We start from the raw sequence: 17,567 nt of genomic DNA, 5'->3' as shown, positions 1-17,567 counted from the left end.
GATTTAGGTATCGTAAATTAATTTTCCAGCACCAGAAACTCAACCCGCCGGTTTTTCTCCTTATTGATCTCCACATCATTGGGCGCTACGGGCCGGGCGTCGCCGTAACCCACGTACCGCAGCCGGCTCTCGTCGACCCCTTTGTTGAGCAGGTAGTTGGCTATTACCTTCGCCCGGTTTTCAGACAGGAGCTGATTCAACCGCCGGTCGCCTACGTTATCGGTATGACCGCCGATTTCGATTTTCAGCTTCGGATTTGCCTTCAGCGTGTTCAGCAGTTTATCGAGCTGCTGCGTCGATTCCTTACGCATGACATAACTGCCCTGGTCGAAATAAACATTGTCGAGCCGGATGGTCTGATTCGCCCGCAGGTCAGTAAAAACCGCCGACTCTTTCTCCATCAGGGCGATATGCTCATACAGGCCGCAGGTATCGCAGGAGACCACCATAATCTCCTCAATGGAATCGTAGCCCGCTACCCGCGTGGTCACCACCAGCGTATCACTGCGCTCCAAGACAAACGAGTAAGGTTTACCAGGCTTACTTGTTCCCTTGTAATACTTTTTCGCCAGCACCGCCTGAATGCTGTACGTAGCCGACAAGTCCTTCGCGGTCTTTTCGTCTTTTGCGCCAATGGTAAACGTTGTACTCCTGACGGATGCAGAAGCAGGTGCTGCGGCAACGGGCGTAATTTTACGCGTCTGAGCCCAGCCCGGACTCACCGACAGACCCCAAAACAAATAACAGACGAGCAATACGCGCATAGAGTACGCTTACGGGTAGTTATACCCAAATATAGTGATTTCAGCCTGAGAACCGATGCCCGGCCCGAACCCAGTATCACGATTGATGCAGTCTCAGTACCGCTCATACCAGCCGAAATGCTGGTGAATGATGTTATCCTTCTCCTTTTTGAGAAAGTCCAGGTAAGCCTGGGCCACCGGTGAGAACTGCTTGCTTTTGAGCCAGATCAGGTACCAGGTCGTACTCATAGGCAGGCCACTGACGGGTATGATTTGCAGGTAATTGTTATCCATTTCGTTTTTCAGTCCGATCAGGGGCATAACGGAGTAACCCAGCCGGGCCAGGAGCGCCTGCTTAACGGCCTCGTTGGAGGTAAGCTCCATTTTTTTGCGTATCGTAAGCTGGTTTTTCTCAACAAACCGCTCCATCATGTACCGTGTACCAGAGCCTTCCTCCCGATAAATTAGGGGCAGATCTTTCAGCAGTGATGGCTCGTACACTTTACCCGGCTCGGCCTCAAAGCCGCAACCAACCAGAAACAGCCGGTTCGGCATCAATTCGACATGGTCAATTTTCAGATGATCAGGCAGGATCGACACCAGCGCGAAATCAACCCCATTGTTTTCCAGACTCTCCAGTACTTTGAGCTTATTGGTAACGTCCATCATCAGGTCAATGCCTTCGTGCTGCCGGATAAAACCCGACAGAAAATAAGGCATCACATACTTGCCGGTCGATACGACCGAGATTTTCAGCTTGCCATTAAGCAGGCCTTTGTGGGCCAGCGTCCGGTAATTGATCGCATAGACCTCATTCAGGATCTTTTCGGCAGCTCCGGCAATTTCCCGCCCGAAATCCGTCAGGTATACCCGGCGACTGATGACTTCCGTCAGCGGAATGTCAAACTGATCCTGGAAATTTCGTAGCTGAATGGATACGGCAGGTTGGGTCAGGTGCAGTTCTTCGGCCGCTTTGGTGATGCTCTGCGTCTGCGAGATTTTAAGAAATACCTGTAGTTGGTGTAATGTATAATTCATAAGGTATGCTTATGCTTTGCATCAAAATTATAAATTTTTATTTATATGACAAGTTGCGGAGCTTTGCAACGAACCAAATAGATAATCCTGCCATATGACTCGCATCACTGTTGCCAAAGGAGACGGCATCGGACCCGAAATCATGAATGCCACGCTGGACATTATTCTGGCCGCCGGTGCTCAGCTTGAAATTGATGAAATTGACGTTGGAGAGAAAGTGTACCTCGCTGGCAACACCTCGGGCATCTCAAAGGAGTCGTGGAACAGCCTCCGGCAGAACAAGGTCTTTCTGAAAGCGCCGATTACCACACCCCAGGGCGGTGGCTACAAAAGCCTGAACGTAACCACCCGCAAAATGCTGGGCCTGTACGCCAATGTGCGCCCCTGCATGAGCCTTCATCCCTTCATAAAAACCAAGCATCCGATCATGGATGTGGTGATCATCCGCGAAAACGAAGAAGACCTATACGCCGGTATCGAGCACCAGCAGACCGACGAGGTCGTTCAGTGTCTGAAGCTCATCAGCCGCCCCGGCTGCGAAAAAATCGTCCGCTACGCTTTTGAATACGCGAAGCAGTACGGCCGCAAAAAAGTAACCTGCTTCACCAAAGACAACATCATGAAGCAAACCGACGGTCTGTTTCACCAGGTATTTGATGAGGTAGCGAAAGAATACCCGGAGATTGAAAACGAACACTGGATCATCGACATTGGCGCGGCCAAACTGGCGGATACCCCCGAAGCCTTTGATGTGATTGTGATGCCGAACCTATACGGCGATGTACTGTCGGACGTAGCCGCCCAGATTGCCGGTTCGGTGGGTCTGGCGGGTTCAGCCAACATAGGCGAAGAGTGCGCCATGTTTGAAGCCATTCATGGCTCCGCTCCGCGACGTGCCGGGCAGAACCTGGCTAACCCGTCGGGGCTGTTGCAGGGTGCCATTATGATGCTCAACCACATCGGGCAGACCGACGTAGCCGAACGCGTACAGAACGCCTGGCTAAAAACCATCGAGGACGGTATTCATACTTACGATATCTATAAGGATGGCGTCAGCAAGCAGAAGGTAGGCACCAAAGAATTTGCCCAGGCGGTCATTGCCAACCTCGGCCAGCAGCCATCGACCCTGAAAGCTGTATCTTATGCGAAGGGAACCACGCTGAAATTACCTAAATACCAGCGCAAATCGGCATCGGCCAAAGAACTGCTGGGTGTAGATGTGTTTGTCCACTGGAAAGGCACCAGCGCCGACGAACTGGCCCAACTGCTGACCCCGGTGAACACCCAGGACCTGCGGCTGAGCATGATTACCAACCGGGGCATCAAGGTATGGCCCGAGGGTTTCGACGAGACCTTCTGCACGGACCACTGGCGCTGCCGCTACCTGCCGGCCAACGGCCACGCCATTACCAAGCAGCATATTGTCGACATCCTTTCGAAAGCTATTGAGCAGGATATTGACACCATCAAAACCGAGAACCTGTACGCCTTCGACGGCAAGCCCGCCTTTTCGATGGGTCAGGGACAATAACGATCTAAGTTAACGGTTCGGTAAATTCCTTCACCCTTACCTTTTCACCATTGACCCCAATCACACGGTAAACCTACGACCATGACGATTCAACTGATTAATGGACACTTCAACCCGCAGGAGGCTCTCGACATCCTGACCCAGATGGTATACGTAAAAATTCAGTTTCACGAAAATAAGATTAAGCACTCCGACAGCGAGGAGGACATCAAAACCCGCGAAAAGCGCATCAAGGATTTGCAGCGGGAGTTATACTAGACGCGGCAGTTTATGGAAAAGCACCAACCAGACGGTATTAGCCTCCACGCCGACATTTCTGTTTCTGTACCGGAAATGGTAGCCGCTTAGGCACTATAATTACAGTTATACAGGCAATGGCTTCGCAGGTCTCCAACCAACTCTATGGCCGGAGGGTTAGCCGTTGACTACGTTGCGCATTGCCTGTATTTTAAAATAGAGCGCAAACACGGCCAGCACACAGAATATGGCTACTTTGGTAACTATAACCGGAAGGGAAAGTTCAATGCCGGCCTGCATCTGAAATATTGTCTGGATGGGCAGCATAATGCCGATCAGCACACATAGCGTCAGCAGCATGTCCAGCAGCACATACCCCATGGCTTTCCGCTGCTTCAGCAGGTAGAGGCAGATAAGAGCCAGCGGTGCTATAATTCCCATATCGAGTACGTACGTAATTTCGGTGGTATACGTCTCAATCAGCAGCAAGGGGCGCCTGGCGGCCATTGCGCTCAGAATATCCGGCAACCAGGCTATGTAAAGCGCCACCCCGGTTAAGGCCAGAAAGATATACATACCCCGGTACGGCAGCGTATGCCGGGTGCTGTGCGCCAGTCGGCCGTACGGAAAGCTCATCATCCCAACGATCAACCCGAAGAAGCTGGCCGAGAACAGGAGAATATACACCAGATGCAGCTCGTTATACGTCACACCAAAGGCGATGCTGGTGGCATAATAGTTGAAACACGCTACCACCGAAACCAGAAATAATCGCGTTTTTATCGTCTTTCTCAGCACATCCAGAATAAGCGACAGGATTAGCAAGGGGCAGGCAATAAAGAACATGGTAAAGTCTGTACCGCGAAAGATGGGAGCCCGGAAAAACGAATCGTGCTGATAAAGTCCCTTACCGTACATCCTGACGACATCGCCGTACTGATTGACTATTTCATGGGGCTCTCCACCCCCGGAAGCAAACAACCCGACGCCCGACGCAATGGAACTGAGGGTGAGTATCGCTATGGTAAGCGTGTACAGAATCTGATCCGTACCGGATGACTGAACAACAGATTGGGCTGTTTCGGTATAAGCGTTAGGGCGGAGGGTATAAGGGGTTGCAGAAGTCTCCATGGCTTTCGGTAAAGAGTTCCCCAAAGATCGGGTGCGCTCCTCCGGCAAACCATGACACCCATCAGCCTGAAACCTGATTACCAGCACGCTAAACAGGAGACAGGTTAGCGATAACGGGCGACCAGCTCACCAAGCTTCTGCGGGACATCCCCTTCCACCACCCCACCATGGTAGCAGACCACGCGGGTAATGTCCAGCGTTTGCAGCTTTTTCACCGAAGCCAGGGCCTGCTCCAGATCGAGCGTAAACTGCGGATTGGCAATTTCAAACGCTCCGTTTTCCACCACAACCGCATCACAGGCAACGAGCGTCCGGCTGTCCTTCAGGTAAATAGAGATATGCCCCGGCATGTGGCCGGGCGTATTGATAATCTGCACACCAGGCCAGTAAGCAGGCTTCTCGTCGGTGGCAAAGGTACTATCTACGGCCACCGGCTGCACCGTCTTCAGCAACTCCAGAAAAGACAATGCGCCCGCTTTGTGCTCCTCGGGCAAAGATGGGAACATCTCCTCCGCCTGCCGGAGCCGCGCCGACTTCAACTTTCCTGTGATATAGGGGGCATCGATTTCCGAGGCATACACGTTTACCGCCGGAAACTGCTCTTTGATTTCGTGCAGCCCACCTACATGGTCAATGTCGTGGTGAGAGATGATAATACCGGTCAGATCAGCCAGGGAGAGGCCGTGTTTGCTGGCCGCTTCTTCAATCAGCGGCCCGAAACCGGCATAGCCGCAATCGACCAGAAGGGTTTCTCCGTACCCACGGAGTATGACCGGGTGCAGGGTATCTTCGTAATCGTTATGGGTAAATGTTACGTCAAGAACCAATACGTCCATACAAGCTTATCCTTTGTTCGCCGGCAAAGTAACACTAGCCTACGGATACAGCGTATATTTCTTCCGCCTGAGTTTGTAATCGGTCAGTTGCGGCTCCCAGCTCTTCCGGATTTCTTCTTCACTGACCCCAGCCATAATCTGCTCCTTAAATTTGGTGGTACCCACCAGTTTATCAATATCGCCAATCTGCTTGCTCAGGCTCTTATCGAAGAATTTCTCCTTATTCGGATAGGCCTTGTACAGGTCCATCATCCACCGGATATTGATCTGCCCTTTTTTACGGTAAGCCGAGATGTCGTAGTTCCTCAGATCCAACCCGTAGCAGACCTGATTCTGGTGCAGTGGCGTTTCCGACTTGCCGGGTATACTCACCGGAGTAAACGAGAAGTCGAAGACGCCTTTCAACTCCGGACTGCCCAGCACCGTAAACGGCATATAGGTCCCTCGTCCCTGGCTCAGGATAGTCCCCTCGAACAGGCAGAGGGACGGATACAGCAGCACCGACTGCTGGGTGTTCAGATTGGGCGACGGACTTACTGGCAGGGTATACTCCATAGCGTGAGTGTAATGCTGTACCGGGATGATGTTGATCTTACACTGCGCCTTACCGGGCAGCCAGCCTTCCCCGTTGATCATGCGGGCAAACTCACCCAGGGTCATGCCGTGGGTAATAGGAATGGGAAACTTGCCGATACCGGAGGTCAGCTTCATATCCAGCACCGGACCATCGACGTAGCCGTTCGGGTTGGGCCGGTCCAGAATCACCAGTTCCTTGCCGGATTCGGCGCAGGCTTCCATCACATCGTACAGCGTGTTGATGTTGGTATAGAACCGACAACCCACATCGGCAATGTCGAACACCAGAATGTCGATAGCCGCCATATCGTCCGGCGAAGGCTTGCGTTTTCTGCCGTACAGGGAAATGATAGGTATGCCGGTTTTGGGATCTGTCTCATCCGCCACCCTCGCGCCATTGCTGGCGTTAGCCCGAAAACCATGCTCCGGGCCAAAGATGCGGGTAATGGTTACACCCAGCGACCGGAGGCTGTCGACGCTTAAAGTCCTGCCGATAACCGACGTTTGGTTCACCAGCATCCCTACCCGTTTTCCTTTCAGGAGTGGCAGGTATTTGACCACCTGGTCAGCCCCGGTTGTGATGGGTTGCCGAACGGCGCGAGTTTCAGGGTATCCGCCCTTGTCTTCTGACCCTAACCGGAGGAAGAGCAATGCTGATAAGAAAAGAGGGAGAAGGAGCAGCTTCATCAATATAGTCGAAATAAGATTTACTCTACGGTTGTCGGTTCAAACCTACTCACTCACCGAATTAGTGGGCAGGTTTCCACCTACTCAAGGTATCACTTTGTCAGTTATTTTTCCAAGTAACCGGCTACTCTTTTGCACCAACGGTTTTTTCCCGGCGCTCCCCTACCTGCTGACGCCACATGGCATAGTATAACCCTTTCTGCGCCAGTAGCTGATCGTGCGCTCCTGTCTCCACAATTTTTCCTTTCTCCAGCACATAGATCACATCCGCGTGCAGAATGGTCGACAAGCGGTGCGCAATCAGGATGGTAATCTGCTCGCGGCTGGCCGACACTCTCCGGATGGTATTGGTAATGTCTTCTTCGGTCAGCGAATCCAGCGCCGAAGTCGCTTCATCGAAGATCAGCAGCCGGGGGTGTCGCAACAGGGCCCTGGCGATGGAAATACGCTGTTTTTCGCCACCCGACAGTTTCATACCGCTTTCGCCCAGCACGGTATAAATACCTTTGGCCGAGCGGCTCAGCAGGGGTCCGCACGCAGCTTTGTGCAAGGCATCCAGCACCTCTTCGTCCGAAGCGTCGGGCTTCACAAACAAGAGGTTCTCCCGAATCGTGCCGGCAAACAATTGGGTATCCTGGGTAACAAAACCGATCTGCCTGCGCAGTTCATTGTAGCGGATTTGAGTGGCCGGGTGTCCGTTGAAGTAAATATCACCGCTCACTGGTTTATACAAGCCCACCAACAGTTTCACCAGGGTAGACTTACCCGAACCCGACGGCCCTACAAAGGCAATGGTCTGGCCGGTCTGAACCCCGAACGAAATACCGTCCATGGCGTTGTAAGCCGCTGTTTTGTGGTGGAAAACCACATCCTCAAACCGAATGGTTTGTAATTCCCCCACATCAACCGCATTTTCAGGCCGGCGCTCAATTGGCTTGTGCATGAGCTGGTCGAAGGTGCTGATCGAAGCCTCTACCTCCCGGTAATTGAGAATGATGTTGCCCAGGTCCTGAAGCGGACCGAAGATCGAGGTAGAGATAAACTGCATCGTGATCAGTTCGCCCGTGGTCAGCACGTTCCGGAAGATCAGCCAGAGCAGGATAAACAGGATGGATTGTTTCAGAATGCTGAGCGTGGTACCCTGCATGAACGTCAGCGTCCGCACCTTCCTTACTTTTACCATCTCCAGCTCAAAAATCTTCAGTGTTTGCTCCCGCAGCCGCCGGATTTCGGGGAAGATCAGGCCCAGGCTTTTAACCAGTTCGATGTTGCGCAGAGATTCCGTGATGACCCCCGACATTCGGTTGGTTTCCCGGTTGATGGATCGCTGCGTGGTCTTAATGGTTTTACTGAGCAGCCCGGTCAGCGATCCCAGCACCAGAATGCCAATTAAGAATACCGGGATCAGCAGCCAGTTTTTGGTCACCGAATACCAGAGCAGAAACCCGATACCTACTACAGAAGAAAAGATGATGTTGATGAAAGCGTTGATAAACTGCTGCGTATCGGTTCGCACCTTTTGCAGAACCGACAGCGTTTCGCCACTGCGTTGCTCCTCAAACTCCTGAAACGACAGCCTCAGCGTTTGTTTCAGCCCCTCATTGAATATCTGCATCCCGAACCGTTGCACCGCCAGCCGGGTAAAGTACTCCTGAAAGGCTTTGGCAATGCGGGCCAGTACCGCTACGCCAATAGCAATCCCCAGCCACCCCAGTACGCCCCGGACCAGTTCTTCTTCCGTACGGGTTCCGGGATTGGTGGCATAGTCGTCGATGATTCTGCCGAAAATCAGGGGATCGACCAGGTTCAGCAACTGACTGATACCGGCCAGCACGAGCGAGACCACAATCAGCCACTGCTGCGGCTTCAGATACTTCCAGAGAATTGTCATAATTATATCACTAACCGGTTTGCGCATCCAATGGATTTACCTTTTCCGGGAAACGCTGGTAGCCAAACCCAAGTCTGTTGCTTATACCAGAGCTTTATGCAAGTACTTAACTCTTTCCAGAACATAGCCATCCGCAGGCCTACTGAATGGATTAACTGATATACAGAAAGATGCGCTGCCAAACCATCTTGTCAGCCTGAGCAATTGAATTATACGACCCGCTACGCCGTATGAGTTTCGGATCGGACAAAAACAGGTAGCTTCAGGTTGAGCAGCAGCTATTCATTTGGTCGCTCTTAGGCGACATCTGTCAGCTTGATGATTTTTTCATTTAAAAATGTAAAAACAGATTTCCCCTGTACCCTCAATTCATCTCCTTTTTTCAATCCATTCGGAAAATCAGCCTTCAATACGGCGTAATAGTCAACGTCGATTTCGGTTTGGTTACCTATGTGTTTGATCGAGGTGATGGTTTGCCTCCTCACGGTAAAGTAAGCGATGGCCCGTTCGGCCTGCTCTCTAAACGCTGACAGCCCGGTCAGTGCGAGGTTTATCTCCCCATTTGATACATTCTCAAACAGGATGTTTTCGGCAAAATGCAGGACCATTTTATCGACATCAAATTGATTGTACCCCTCTACGTAATTCCCAATAATCTGTTCTCTGCTGTTCATACGATCAGTGTTTATGGTAGTGCCGATACTAAGCGGGAAAACATAGTTGATAATTTTTTGACGCTATTGCAACGATTTACGAGCGTTCCGGTGTTTATAAAATAGATGTAGATACATGAATTATGGAAATTGGCATCACCACCTTCGTTGAAAATACCCCTGATCCGGCTACCGGGAAGCTCCTGAGCCCCTACGAGCGGATGATGAACCTGATGGAAGAAATTGAACTGGCCGACCAGCTCGGGCTCGATGTCTTTTCCATCGGCGAACATCACCGGCCGGACTTTATCGTCTCCTCCCCTGCCGTTGTGCTGGCCGCTGCGGCCGTGAAAACCAAAAGCATCCGGCTGTCAAGTGCCGTCACCGTGCTCAGTTCGGATGATCCGGTGCGGGTATTTCAGGACTTTGCCCATGTGGATCTGCTGTCGAAAGGACGGGCGGAAATCATGGCCGGGCGCGGTTCCTTTATCGAATCGTTTCCGCTGTTCGGCAACGATATGAACGACTATAACACACTTTTTGCCGAGAAGCTAGACCTGCTCGCTCAACTCAATAAAAGTGAAAAGATAACGTGGCAGGGTCACCACCGGCCGTCTATTGACAACCGGGGTGTATACCCCCGCCCCTACCAGCCGGAGCTACCCATCTGGGTAGCCGTTGGCGGTACACCAGAGTCTGTAGTGCGCGCAGCCACCAGAGGATTACCCATGGCGTTGGCCATTATTGGCGGCTCCCCAGACCGGTTTGTGCCGTTTACCAACCTGTACAAAGACACCTGGACGAAAGCCGGCCATGATCCGGCCAACCTGCGGCTGGCGATCAATTCGCACGGCTACATCGCCGATGATTCGCAGAAAGCGGCTGACGAGTTCTATGGACCGTATGCCTACGTCATGAGCAAGATTGGACGCGAGCGGGGCTGGTCGTCCATGACCCGGAAGCAGTATGAGTGGATGCGCTCGCCGGAGGGTTCGTTGCTGGTGGGGAGCCCGCAGCAGGTGATCGACAAGATTCTGTACGAGCATGAGTTGTTTGGCAATACCCGCTTCCTGTTGCACATCAGCGTAGGTACGTTGCCCCACGCAAGCGTCATGCGGGCCATCGAGCTGTTGGGCACCGTGGTGGGGCCGGCGGTGAAGAAGGCCGTGGGTGATGCTGTACTAAACTAACCAACGCCGGAAATACAACCCAGACTTTGTTCACGAGCAGGCATATAAGCCGTCAGACCGGTTTGTATGCCTGCTCTGTTTTTATTGCTGATGTCCTATCGGCAAACGATTTGGTTAAGGCGAGTCAGCCTTAAATAACATTAATGAAATCTTAATCTGCAAGTAACTTAAGAATCAGATACTTTTACTTTCAATCGGTCTGATCCCCGGCAAGTTTTGTTTATCAATGACAAAGGAAGTTCAAAATACCCCCTATCAACGGCGGGAAATACTACAGCATCTGGTCGAGCAGGCCAAAGACTATATGTCTATGGCCTCAATCGACAGCCAGATGACCTATATGAATGCCGCCGGCCGGACGTTGGTGGGTTTAGCACCAGAACAGGACATCAATCCTTTCCACATTCAGGACTTCTACTCCGATGAACAGTTCCGGGTGGTAAAACATGAAATCATTCCCACGCTTACGCAGGAAGGCCACTGGTCTGGCCTGGTCCGGATCAAACACCAGCAAACCGGTGAAGAAATCCCCTGCTATGGCAACTATGCGTTGGTGCATGATCCAATTACCAGGCAGGTTATCTCCCGGGCGCTTACCCTCCGCGACCTGCGCCCAGAACTGGCGACCCGGAAAGAACTGGACGATAGCGAGAAGCGCTTCCGGAACCTAGTGCAGGAAGCCCCGGTAGCAACTGCGATCTATGTTGGCCGGGAGATGAAAATTCAGTGGGCCAACGACGCGATGATTAAGCTCTGGGGCAAAGACAAAACCGTTATCGGCCGAACGGTGAGCGAAGCCCTGCCAGAACTGGAAGGTCAGCCCTTTTCTGATCTGCTCGAAGGTGTTTACACCAGCGGTACCATGTACCAGGCGTCGGAAGACCGGGGCGATCTGGTTGTCGATGGCGTGTTACAGACGTTTTATTTCAACTTCAGCTACAAACCCCTGCGCGATACCGAAGGCAAGGTCTATGGCATTCTGAACATGGCCATCGACGTAACCGAGCAGGTTAAGACAAAACGCAGGCTGGAAGAAAGCGAAAAGAATTTCAGGAACCTGATTATGCAGGCTCCGGTTGGGATCTGCCTGCTGACCGGTGACGACTTCATCATGGAAGTTGCCAACGACCAGTACCTGGAGCTTATTGGCCGGAAACGGGAAGATGACCTGCACCGACCCATCTGGGACATTCTGCCGGAAGCCAAAGCGCAGGGATTTGACCGGCTGCTGAGTGGGGTAAAAGAATCCGGCCAGCCTTATTTCGGGTATGAACACGAGGTATTTCTGATCCGAAAGGGAAAACCGGAGACCCTGTACGTCAATTTTGTGTACGAGCCGCTGCTGGACGAAAACGGCAAAGCGCACAGTGTACTGGTGACGGCCATCGATATCACCCAGCAGGTCGAATCCCGGCATCTGATCAAAGAAGTGGCGGATAGAGCCCGGCTGGCGGTGGACTCGGCTAAACTGGGAACCTACGAGGTCAATCTGCTCACCCGGGAAGTAATTCCATCGCCCCGGTTTAATGAATTGTTTGACGTAAACACCACCGGCGGCCAGTTTGATTATGTGTCGCAAATTCATCCGGATGACATGCCGCAACGTAAAAAAGCGCATGCGTTGTCACTGACAACCGGAAAGCTGGAATACGAATGCCGGATTAACCGCCGGGACGGCTCACTGACCTGGCTGCAGATTTTCGGGCAGGTGTATTTTGACGATGAACAGCAGCCGTATAAGATAATCGGTATTGTGCAGGACATTACCCAGGCGAAGGTAGTGGAAGAAGAACGGGAGAAGTTTCTGTCGCTGTCGCACTACAGCCGCGACTTTATCGGCATGTGCGATATGAATCTGAAAACGCTCTATGTCAACAAAGCCGGTATTGACATGCTGGGAATTGAAGGTAACATCCAGGATGCGAGTTTATGGGACTGCTTCTTTCCGGAAGATCACGCCTATCTGAACGATCATTTCTTCCCGCAGGTGAAACGCGACGGCCACGGTGAAGTAGAGATCCGGTTCCGCCACTTTCAGACGAATCAACCGGTTTGGGTGATCTACAGCGTGTTTATCATTCACAACGGTCAGGAAGAGCCGTCGGTCATGGCCACTGTAAGCCGTGATATAACCGAACGGAAAACCATGGAAGCGGAACTGGAGCGCCGGGTGCAGGAACGCACGGCCGAACTGCTACGCGTGAACGACGAACTCCAGCAGTTCACGTACGTCTCCAGTCATGACCTGAAAGAACCCCTTCGCAAAATCCAGATATTTACCGGACTAGCCCAGCAGGAAGCCGATCCTGCCAATACCCAGTTAGCGGGATACTTATACAAGGTTTGGGTGTCGGCAAACCGGATGTCCGGCTTATTGTCTGACTTGCTGAACTACTCCATGCTCTCCAACCCGGAGCGTCAATACAAGGACGTGAATCTCAATCAGGTGTTACAACACATCAAAGAGGATACGGAACTGCTGATTCAGGAGAAAAAAGCAATCATCCAGGCCGACAAACTTCCTGCCATACAAGGTATACCGGTTCAGATCAATCAGCTTTTCTACAACCTGGTCAACAATGCGTTAAAGTTCAGCAAACCCGGAGTGCCAGCCCGCATCCAGCTAAAAACCACGAACCTGACTGAGGCCGAAAAGCAATCTTACGGCCTTTCAGGTCCTGACAGCTACTATCGGATTGACATCACCGATAACGGCATTGGTTTCCGGCAGGAATTTGCCGAAAAAATATTTACTGTGTTCCAACGGCTGAACGACAGAAATGATTACTCGGGCAATGGCATGGGCCTGTCGATCTGCCGGAAGATTGTCGAAAACCACAAGGGTAAAATACTGGCCAGTTCCGTAGCCGGACAAGGATCCGTCTTCACGGTGCTCCTCCCCCGGAGGCAGATAAAAACCCAGTTATAATAAAATATTTCGGACGGCCGTGATAGGAGCGGGCAGATCCGTCTCGTCCAGCATATCGCGCATATCAATTTCAATCATCCGCGAAATGTTGGTGATGGGAACATCGTTAGCTCCCCCTTCAAACGGATTGGCGCTGCTTTCGCCGACGCGTTCCAGCGCCACAAATACCCAGCTCAGCAAGGTAGCAAAGGGAATATTGAACCAGACCGAATAGCCTTCCAGAAAGGTACCTTGTCCGATCGCGTTGAACTCTTTGAGCAGTCCGAAAGGCACCAGCAGCACAAACAGGTACAGCAGGTAGGTAGCCACCGAAGAAAAGTTACGCGGGTAGGGAAAATTTTTGATCCGCTCGGCCCGTCCCTGAAGATCATAAAAGCCTGTAACGGCCGTTTGCAGCTGCATAAGCTGAAAATCATTCAGTTCGCTGCCCAGGGCATTAATGTGCTTCGATTGAAGCGCCATGAGCTGCGTAGCCCGGTTTTTTTTCTTGAGGACATAAGCGAGATCTTCCACCGAGAGGTAGGACTTCAGCTCTACATCAAGTTTACTCTCCCGTTCGGGGATGGTATACCAATGCTGAAAGTCAATACCATCTGGCTCGTCGAGGGTTTCCCAGACCCGTGGCTCCCGCAACTGGAAACGCAGCGCTGTAAGCCAGGCAAAATGCCGGTAAAATAGCTGCTGAATAGCCTGTTCGCTGGCGGTTGGCAGAAAATCACGCACCATTACCCCAAATGACCGGCTGTTATTAACAATACCGCCGTAAATCTGCCGGGCTTCCCACAGGCGGTTGTAGTTGGCATTATTCTTAAACCCGACAATGAAGGCAACGGCGGTTCCCATTAGTCCAACAGGTACCCAGGGTAGAGCCAGAAAGGTAAAGTCAAAAAAATGATAGAGAACCGTTGGGATAGTGGCCAAAATCAGGAGTTTGTAAACATCCCGACGGGTCCAGTAAACAAACTCAAGCAAGTTATACTTTTTACCGGCGTGCATGGTGGGTGTAGCGTAAAACGATAAGAAAGCAGCAATATAGTGACCGTCGTTAAAACAAAAAAAGCCCCGCTGAACTTTCCAGCAGGGCATCAATTGATGAACGATCAGCCGATTAGCAATATCGACAGTTTTTACGCTTTCTTAATCCACCGGAATACGCTGGGCGTTCTGCTCCAGCCATTTATCAAAGGACTGCAATTCGGGGTTCAGCTCCCTAGAGTATGACACATCCCGGACGCTGTTGCAGACATCGTCAAAGTCGCGGTAGAACTGAAACATATTACCCATATCGTCGGCCCCCGGAAAGCCAAAGCCCCGGTACACCTCCGGCGTTACGTAGTTGTAAACGACATCCTGCCCCATAGCCGTCGACAGTTTCGCAGCCATTTCCTGACCCGTTAGCTGATCACCGGCCACACCGATGGTCTTGCCAATCAGTTCCGGTCCCCGCCGGAAGATTTCGTAGGCGCATTTGCCAATGTCCTCTGAAGCCACCCCAGCCATTTTTTTGTCGTCGATCGGCAGGGTCAGGTACAGCTTACCGTCGTCGCCTTTCTTCGGTCCGGCACCGAAGTAAATGAAGTTCTCCCAGTAGAAAGACGCCCGAAGAAACGTAGTGGGGACCCCCAGTTCATTAAATAGCTGATCGGCTTCTCCCTTGGCGTCGAAGTGCGGCACTTTGTATTTGCCCTGTAGCGTTGGCATCCGGTCGTCGTCCAGCGGAATCCACTGGCGGGTATCCTCCAGCGTCGACCAGATTACGTGCTTCAATCCGGCCTCTTTTGCTGCCTCGGCCATATCGCGGGCTTCGTTATACTCCCGCTCGGGTGAGAAGTGAGCCCAGAAAAATGTAACAAAAAAAGCACCATACGCTCCGTCGAGCGCCCGGCGCAAACTCTCTTTATCGTCAATGTCGGCCTGTACAACCTCAGCGCCCAGTTGGGCCAGTTCTTTCGCCTTATCCGAGTTTACATCCCGGGTAACAGCCCGAACGGCAAATTCACTGTTTTTATCATTAAGAATAGCTCTGGCTACGCCACCACCCTGGGCACCGGTGGCACCGAAAACGGCAATGATCTTTTTTTCTGACATGGAAATGTAGGTTCAATTGGTTTAAAAACAAGAGGCCCCGTCCAGGTTTGGACGGGGTCCTCAAGTTATGACAATAATTGACCCTTTGTCAACTAATTAACTAATTTTCAAAACCGCCATAAAGGCTTCCTGCGGAATCTCGACGTTGCCCACCTGGCGCATCCGTTTCTTTCCTTTCTTCTGCTTCTCCAGCAGCTTCCGCTTCCGCGAAATGTCACCACCGTAACATTTGGCCAAAACGTCTTTACGAAGGGCTTTCACGGTTTCGCGGGCAATGATCTTCTGCCCGATAGCCGCCTGAATAGCAATCTCGAACTGCTGACGCGGCAATAATTCGCGCAACTTTTCGCATAGTTTCTTGCCCCACTCATAGGCCTTGTCACGGTGGACAATGGCCGAAAGTGCATCGACCCGGTCACCGTTGAGCATAATGTCCAGCTTCACCATCGTGGATTCCCGGTTGCCCAGGAACTCATAATCGAGAGAAGCATAGCCGCGAGAGATCGTTTTGAGCTTATCGAAGAAATCAAATACAACTTCGGCCAGCGGCATCTCAAACTGAAGTTCGACGCGATCTGACGTCAGGTAGACCTGGTTTTTCAGAATACTGCGCTTATCCATACACAAGCCCATAATAGCGCCTACATATTCGGATTTAGAAATAATCTGCGCTTTAATGAATGGCTCCTCAATCCAATCGATCGTGCTGGGGTCGGGCATATCGGCCGGGGCCGATACCTGAAGCGTCTCACCTTTGGTGGTAATCACCTCAAACCGCACGGATGGCACGGTGGTAATAACCGTCATGTCGAACTCACGTTCCAGCCGCTCCTGCACAATCTCCATATGCAGCATACCCAGGAAGCCACACCGGAAACCGAAGCCCAGGGCAGCCGATGTTTCGGGTTCCCAGACCAGAGCGGCATCGTTGAGCTGGAGTTTTTCCATCGCTTCGCGTAGGTCTTCGAACTCGCTAGTCTCGACCGGATAAATACCGGCAAATACCATTGGCTTTACGTCCTCAAAACCCTGAATTGGCTTGTCGGCCGGACTTAAGGTATGCGTTATGGTATCCCCTACCTTAACTTCTTTTGCTACTTTAATTCCGGAGATCAGATACCCTACATCCCCGCACTCAATCACCTCCTTGGGTTCTTTACCGAGCCGGAGCGTACCAATTTCGTCGGCGTTGTATTCGGTACCGGCCGCCATAAACTTCACCCGATCGCCTTTGCGGATTCGGCCGTTTACCACGCGGAAAATTACTTCGATACCCCGGTAAGAGTTAAACACCGAGTCGAAGATCAGGGCCTGGAGTTTACCGTTGGGATCGCCGGTCGGGGGCGGTATCCGCTCCACAATGGCGTTCAGAATTTCTTCGATACCGATACCTTCTTTCCCGCTGGCCGGAATGATCTCGTCGCGCTCGCAGCCGATAAGGTCTACCATCTCGTCCTTCACCTCTTCGGGCATGGCGCCGGGCAGGTCGATCTTATTCAGTACCGGAATGATCACCAGATCATTGTTCATGGCCAGGTACAGGTTCGAGATCGTCTGGGCTTCCGTTCCCTGCGACGCATCCACCAGCAGCAGTGCCCCTTCGCAGGCGGCAATGGACCGGGATACTTCGTAGGAAAAGTCAACGTGACCGGGGGTGTCAATGAGGTTCAGCGTGTAGGTTTCGCCTTTGTACGTATAGTTCATCTGGATGGCGTGGCTCTTGATGGTAATGCCTCGCTCCCGCTCCAGATCCATATCGTCCAGTAGCTGCGCCTGCATGTCCCGGTCAGAAACCGTTTTGGTAAACTCCAGCAGGCGGTCGGCTAACGTACTTTTGCCATGGTCAATATGGGCAATGATGCAAAAATTGCGGATATGCTTCACGTTATGGTAACGGTTGTCTCTTTTCTTGTAAACCACAAATTTACTTAAAAAAGTGCGGATTACCGTAACGTTTCTGCGCTCTGTCCCGGCCAGCATCCCTGCCGACCTGTCACAGGCACCTTAAGAAAGCAGAAAGGCCAGCAAGGTGGTCCC

The 17,567-nt window shown here is 51.9% G+C and carries 14 protein-coding genes; 4 read left to right on the top strand and 10 right to left on the bottom strand.

Annotated features, from left to right (window positions below; all coding sequences use genetic code 11):
- Positions 1 to 17: 17 nt before the first annotated feature.
- Both ABD949_RS17495 and ABD949_RS17490 read right to left on the bottom strand, forming a co-directional pair.
- Positions 18 to 764 (bottom strand): OmpA family protein, encoded by a 747-nt coding sequence (locus ABD949_RS17495; protein ID WP_345245281.1) that lies wholly within the window; start codon positions 762 to 764, stop codon positions 18 to 20.
- Positions 765 to 857: 93 nt separating this feature from the next.
- Positions 858 to 1,781, bottom strand: coding sequence for a LysR family transcriptional regulator (locus ABD949_RS17490; protein ID WP_345245280.1), 924 nt, complete (start codon positions 1,779 to 1,781; stop codon positions 858 to 860).
- A gap of 94 nt (positions 1,782 to 1,875) precedes the next feature.
- Between ABD949_RS17490 and ABD949_RS17485 the strand changes: the two genes are divergently transcribed.
- Positions 1,876 to 3,312, top strand: coding sequence for an NADP-dependent isocitrate dehydrogenase (locus tag ABD949_RS17485; RefSeq protein WP_345245279.1), 1,437 nt, complete (start codon positions 1,876 to 1,878; stop codon positions 3,310 to 3,312).
- 81 nt (positions 3,313 to 3,393) lie between these two features.
- Positions 3,394 to 3,570, top strand: coding sequence for a hypothetical protein (locus tag ABD949_RS17480; protein WP_345245278.1), 177 nt, complete (start codon positions 3,394 to 3,396; stop codon positions 3,568 to 3,570).
- Positions 3,571 to 3,726: 156 nt separating this feature from the next.
- On the opposite strand, the gene ABD949_RS17475 is transcribed toward ABD949_RS17480, so the two are convergent.
- The 5 genes from ABD949_RS17475 to ABD949_RS17455 form a co-directional block, all read right to left on the bottom strand.
- Positions 3,727 to 4,680 carry a hypothetical protein gene (locus ABD949_RS17475; RefSeq protein ID WP_345245276.1) on the bottom strand — a complete coding sequence of 318 codons (954 nt, stop codon included), beginning with the start codon at positions 4,678 to 4,680 and terminating at the stop codon, positions 3,727 to 3,729.
- A 104-nt stretch (positions 4,681 to 4,784) separates the two neighbouring features.
- Positions 4,785 to 5,516, bottom strand: coding sequence for an MBL fold metallo-hydrolase (locus tag ABD949_RS17470; protein ID WP_345245274.1), 732 nt, complete (start codon positions 5,514 to 5,516; stop codon positions 4,785 to 4,787).
- Positions 5,517 to 5,555: 39 nt separating this feature from the next.
- On the bottom strand, positions 5,556 to 6,779 hold the full coding sequence (locus ABD949_RS17465) for an exo-beta-N-acetylmuramidase NamZ family protein (RefSeq protein ID WP_345245272.1): 1,224 nt from the start codon (positions 6,777 to 6,779) through the stop codon (positions 5,556 to 5,558).
- 124 nt (positions 6,780 to 6,903) lie between these two features.
- Positions 6,904 to 8,670, bottom strand: coding sequence for an ABC transporter ATP-binding protein (locus tag ABD949_RS17460; RefSeq protein ID WP_345245270.1), 1,767 nt, complete (start codon positions 8,668 to 8,670; stop codon positions 6,904 to 6,906).
- Positions 8,671 to 8,966: 296 nt separating this feature from the next.
- Positions 8,967 to 9,344 carry a nuclear transport factor 2 family protein gene (locus ABD949_RS17455; RefSeq protein ID WP_345245268.1) on the bottom strand — a complete coding sequence of 126 codons (378 nt, stop codon included), beginning with the start codon at positions 9,342 to 9,344 and terminating at the stop codon, positions 8,967 to 8,969.
- A 122-nt stretch (positions 9,345 to 9,466) separates the two neighbouring features.
- Between ABD949_RS17455 and ABD949_RS17450 the strand changes: the two genes are divergently transcribed.
- Positions 9,467 to 10,513 carry an LLM class flavin-dependent oxidoreductase gene (locus ABD949_RS17450; protein ID WP_345245266.1) on the top strand — a complete coding sequence of 349 codons (1,047 nt, stop codon included), beginning with the start codon at positions 9,467 to 9,469 and terminating at the stop codon, positions 10,511 to 10,513.
- A 226-nt stretch (positions 10,514 to 10,739) separates the two neighbouring features.
- Complete coding sequence (locus ABD949_RS17445; protein WP_345245264.1) at positions 10,740 to 13,442, top strand: PAS domain-containing sensor histidine kinase; 2,703 nt, start codon at positions 10,740 to 10,742, stop codon at positions 13,440 to 13,442.
- Here ABD949_RS17445 and ABD949_RS17440 read toward each other — a convergent pair.
- The 3 genes from ABD949_RS17440 to lepA form a co-directional block, all read right to left on the bottom strand.
- The gene (locus tag ABD949_RS17440) at positions 13,437 to 14,414 is read right to left on the bottom strand and encodes a bestrophin family protein (RefSeq protein ID WP_345245262.1); all 978 of its coding nucleotides are present in this window, start codon (positions 14,412 to 14,414) and stop codon (positions 13,437 to 13,439) included. The genes ABD949_RS17445 and ABD949_RS17440 overlap by 6 nt on opposite strands.
- Before the next feature lie 165 nt (positions 14,415 to 14,579).
- Positions 14,580 to 15,530 (bottom strand): NmrA/HSCARG family protein, encoded by a 951-nt coding sequence (locus ABD949_RS17435; protein ID WP_345245260.1) that lies wholly within the window; start codon positions 15,528 to 15,530, stop codon positions 14,580 to 14,582.
- A gap of 96 nt (positions 15,531 to 15,626) precedes the next feature.
- Positions 15,627 to 17,414: a translation elongation factor 4 gene (gene lepA, locus ABD949_RS17430; RefSeq protein ID WP_345245258.1), complete on the bottom strand. Its 1,788-nt coding sequence runs from the start codon at positions 17,412 to 17,414 to the stop codon at positions 15,627 to 15,629.
- Positions 17,415 to 17,567 lie beyond the last annotated feature (153 nt).

The organism is Nibrella saemangeumensis (genome assembly GCF_039541915.1).
GTDB lineage: Bacteria > Bacteroidota > Bacteroidia > Cytophagales > Spirosomataceae > Nibrella > Nibrella saemangeumensis.
Note: the sequence above shows the minus strand (reverse complement) of the source record. Positions and strands in the feature narration are given on the sequence as shown.

Bases quoted from the DNA above. Each gene is read 5' to 3' on its own strand.
- ABD949_RS17485 (WP_345245279.1), top strand. From the start codon at position 1,876: ATGACTCGCATCACTGTTGCCAAAGGAGACGGCATCGGACCCGAAATC.
- ABD949_RS17490 (WP_345245280.1), bottom strand. From the start codon at position 1,781: ATGAATTATACATTACACCAACTACAGGTATTTCTTAAAATCTCGCAG.
- ABD949_RS17495 (WP_345245281.1), bottom strand. From the start codon at position 764: ATGCGCGTATTGCTCGTCTGTTATTTGTTTTGGGGTCTGTCGGTGAGT.
- ABD949_RS17455 (WP_345245268.1), bottom strand. From the start codon at position 9,344: ATGAACAGCAGAGAACAGATTATTGGGAATTACGTAGAGGGGTACAAT.
- ABD949_RS17475 (WP_345245276.1), bottom strand. From the start codon at position 4,680: ATGGAGACTTCTGCAACCCCTTATACCCTCCGCCCTAACGCTTATACC.
- ABD949_RS17470 (WP_345245274.1), bottom strand. From the start codon at position 5,516: ATGGACGTATTGGTTCTTGACGTAACATTTACCCATAACGATTACGAA.
- ABD949_RS17460 (WP_345245270.1), bottom strand. From the start codon at position 8,670: ATGACAATTCTCTGGAAGTATCTGAAGCCGCAGCAGTGGCTGATTGTG.
- ABD949_RS17445 (WP_345245264.1), top strand. From the start codon at position 10,740: ATGACAAAGGAAGTTCAAAATACCCCCTATCAACGGCGGGAAATACTA.
- ABD949_RS17435 (WP_345245260.1), bottom strand. From the start codon at position 15,530: ATGTCAGAAAAAAAGATCATTGCCGTTTTCGGTGCCACCGGTGCCCAG.
- ABD949_RS17450 (WP_345245266.1), top strand. From the start codon at position 9,467: ATGGAAATTGGCATCACCACCTTCGTTGAAAATACCCCTGATCCGGCT.
- ABD949_RS17480 (WP_345245278.1), top strand. From the start codon at position 3,394: ATGACGATTCAACTGATTAATGGACACTTCAACCCGCAGGAGGCTCTC.
- ABD949_RS17465 (WP_345245272.1), bottom strand. From the start codon at position 6,779: ATGAAGCTGCTCCTTCTCCCTCTTTTCTTATCAGCATTGCTCTTCCTC.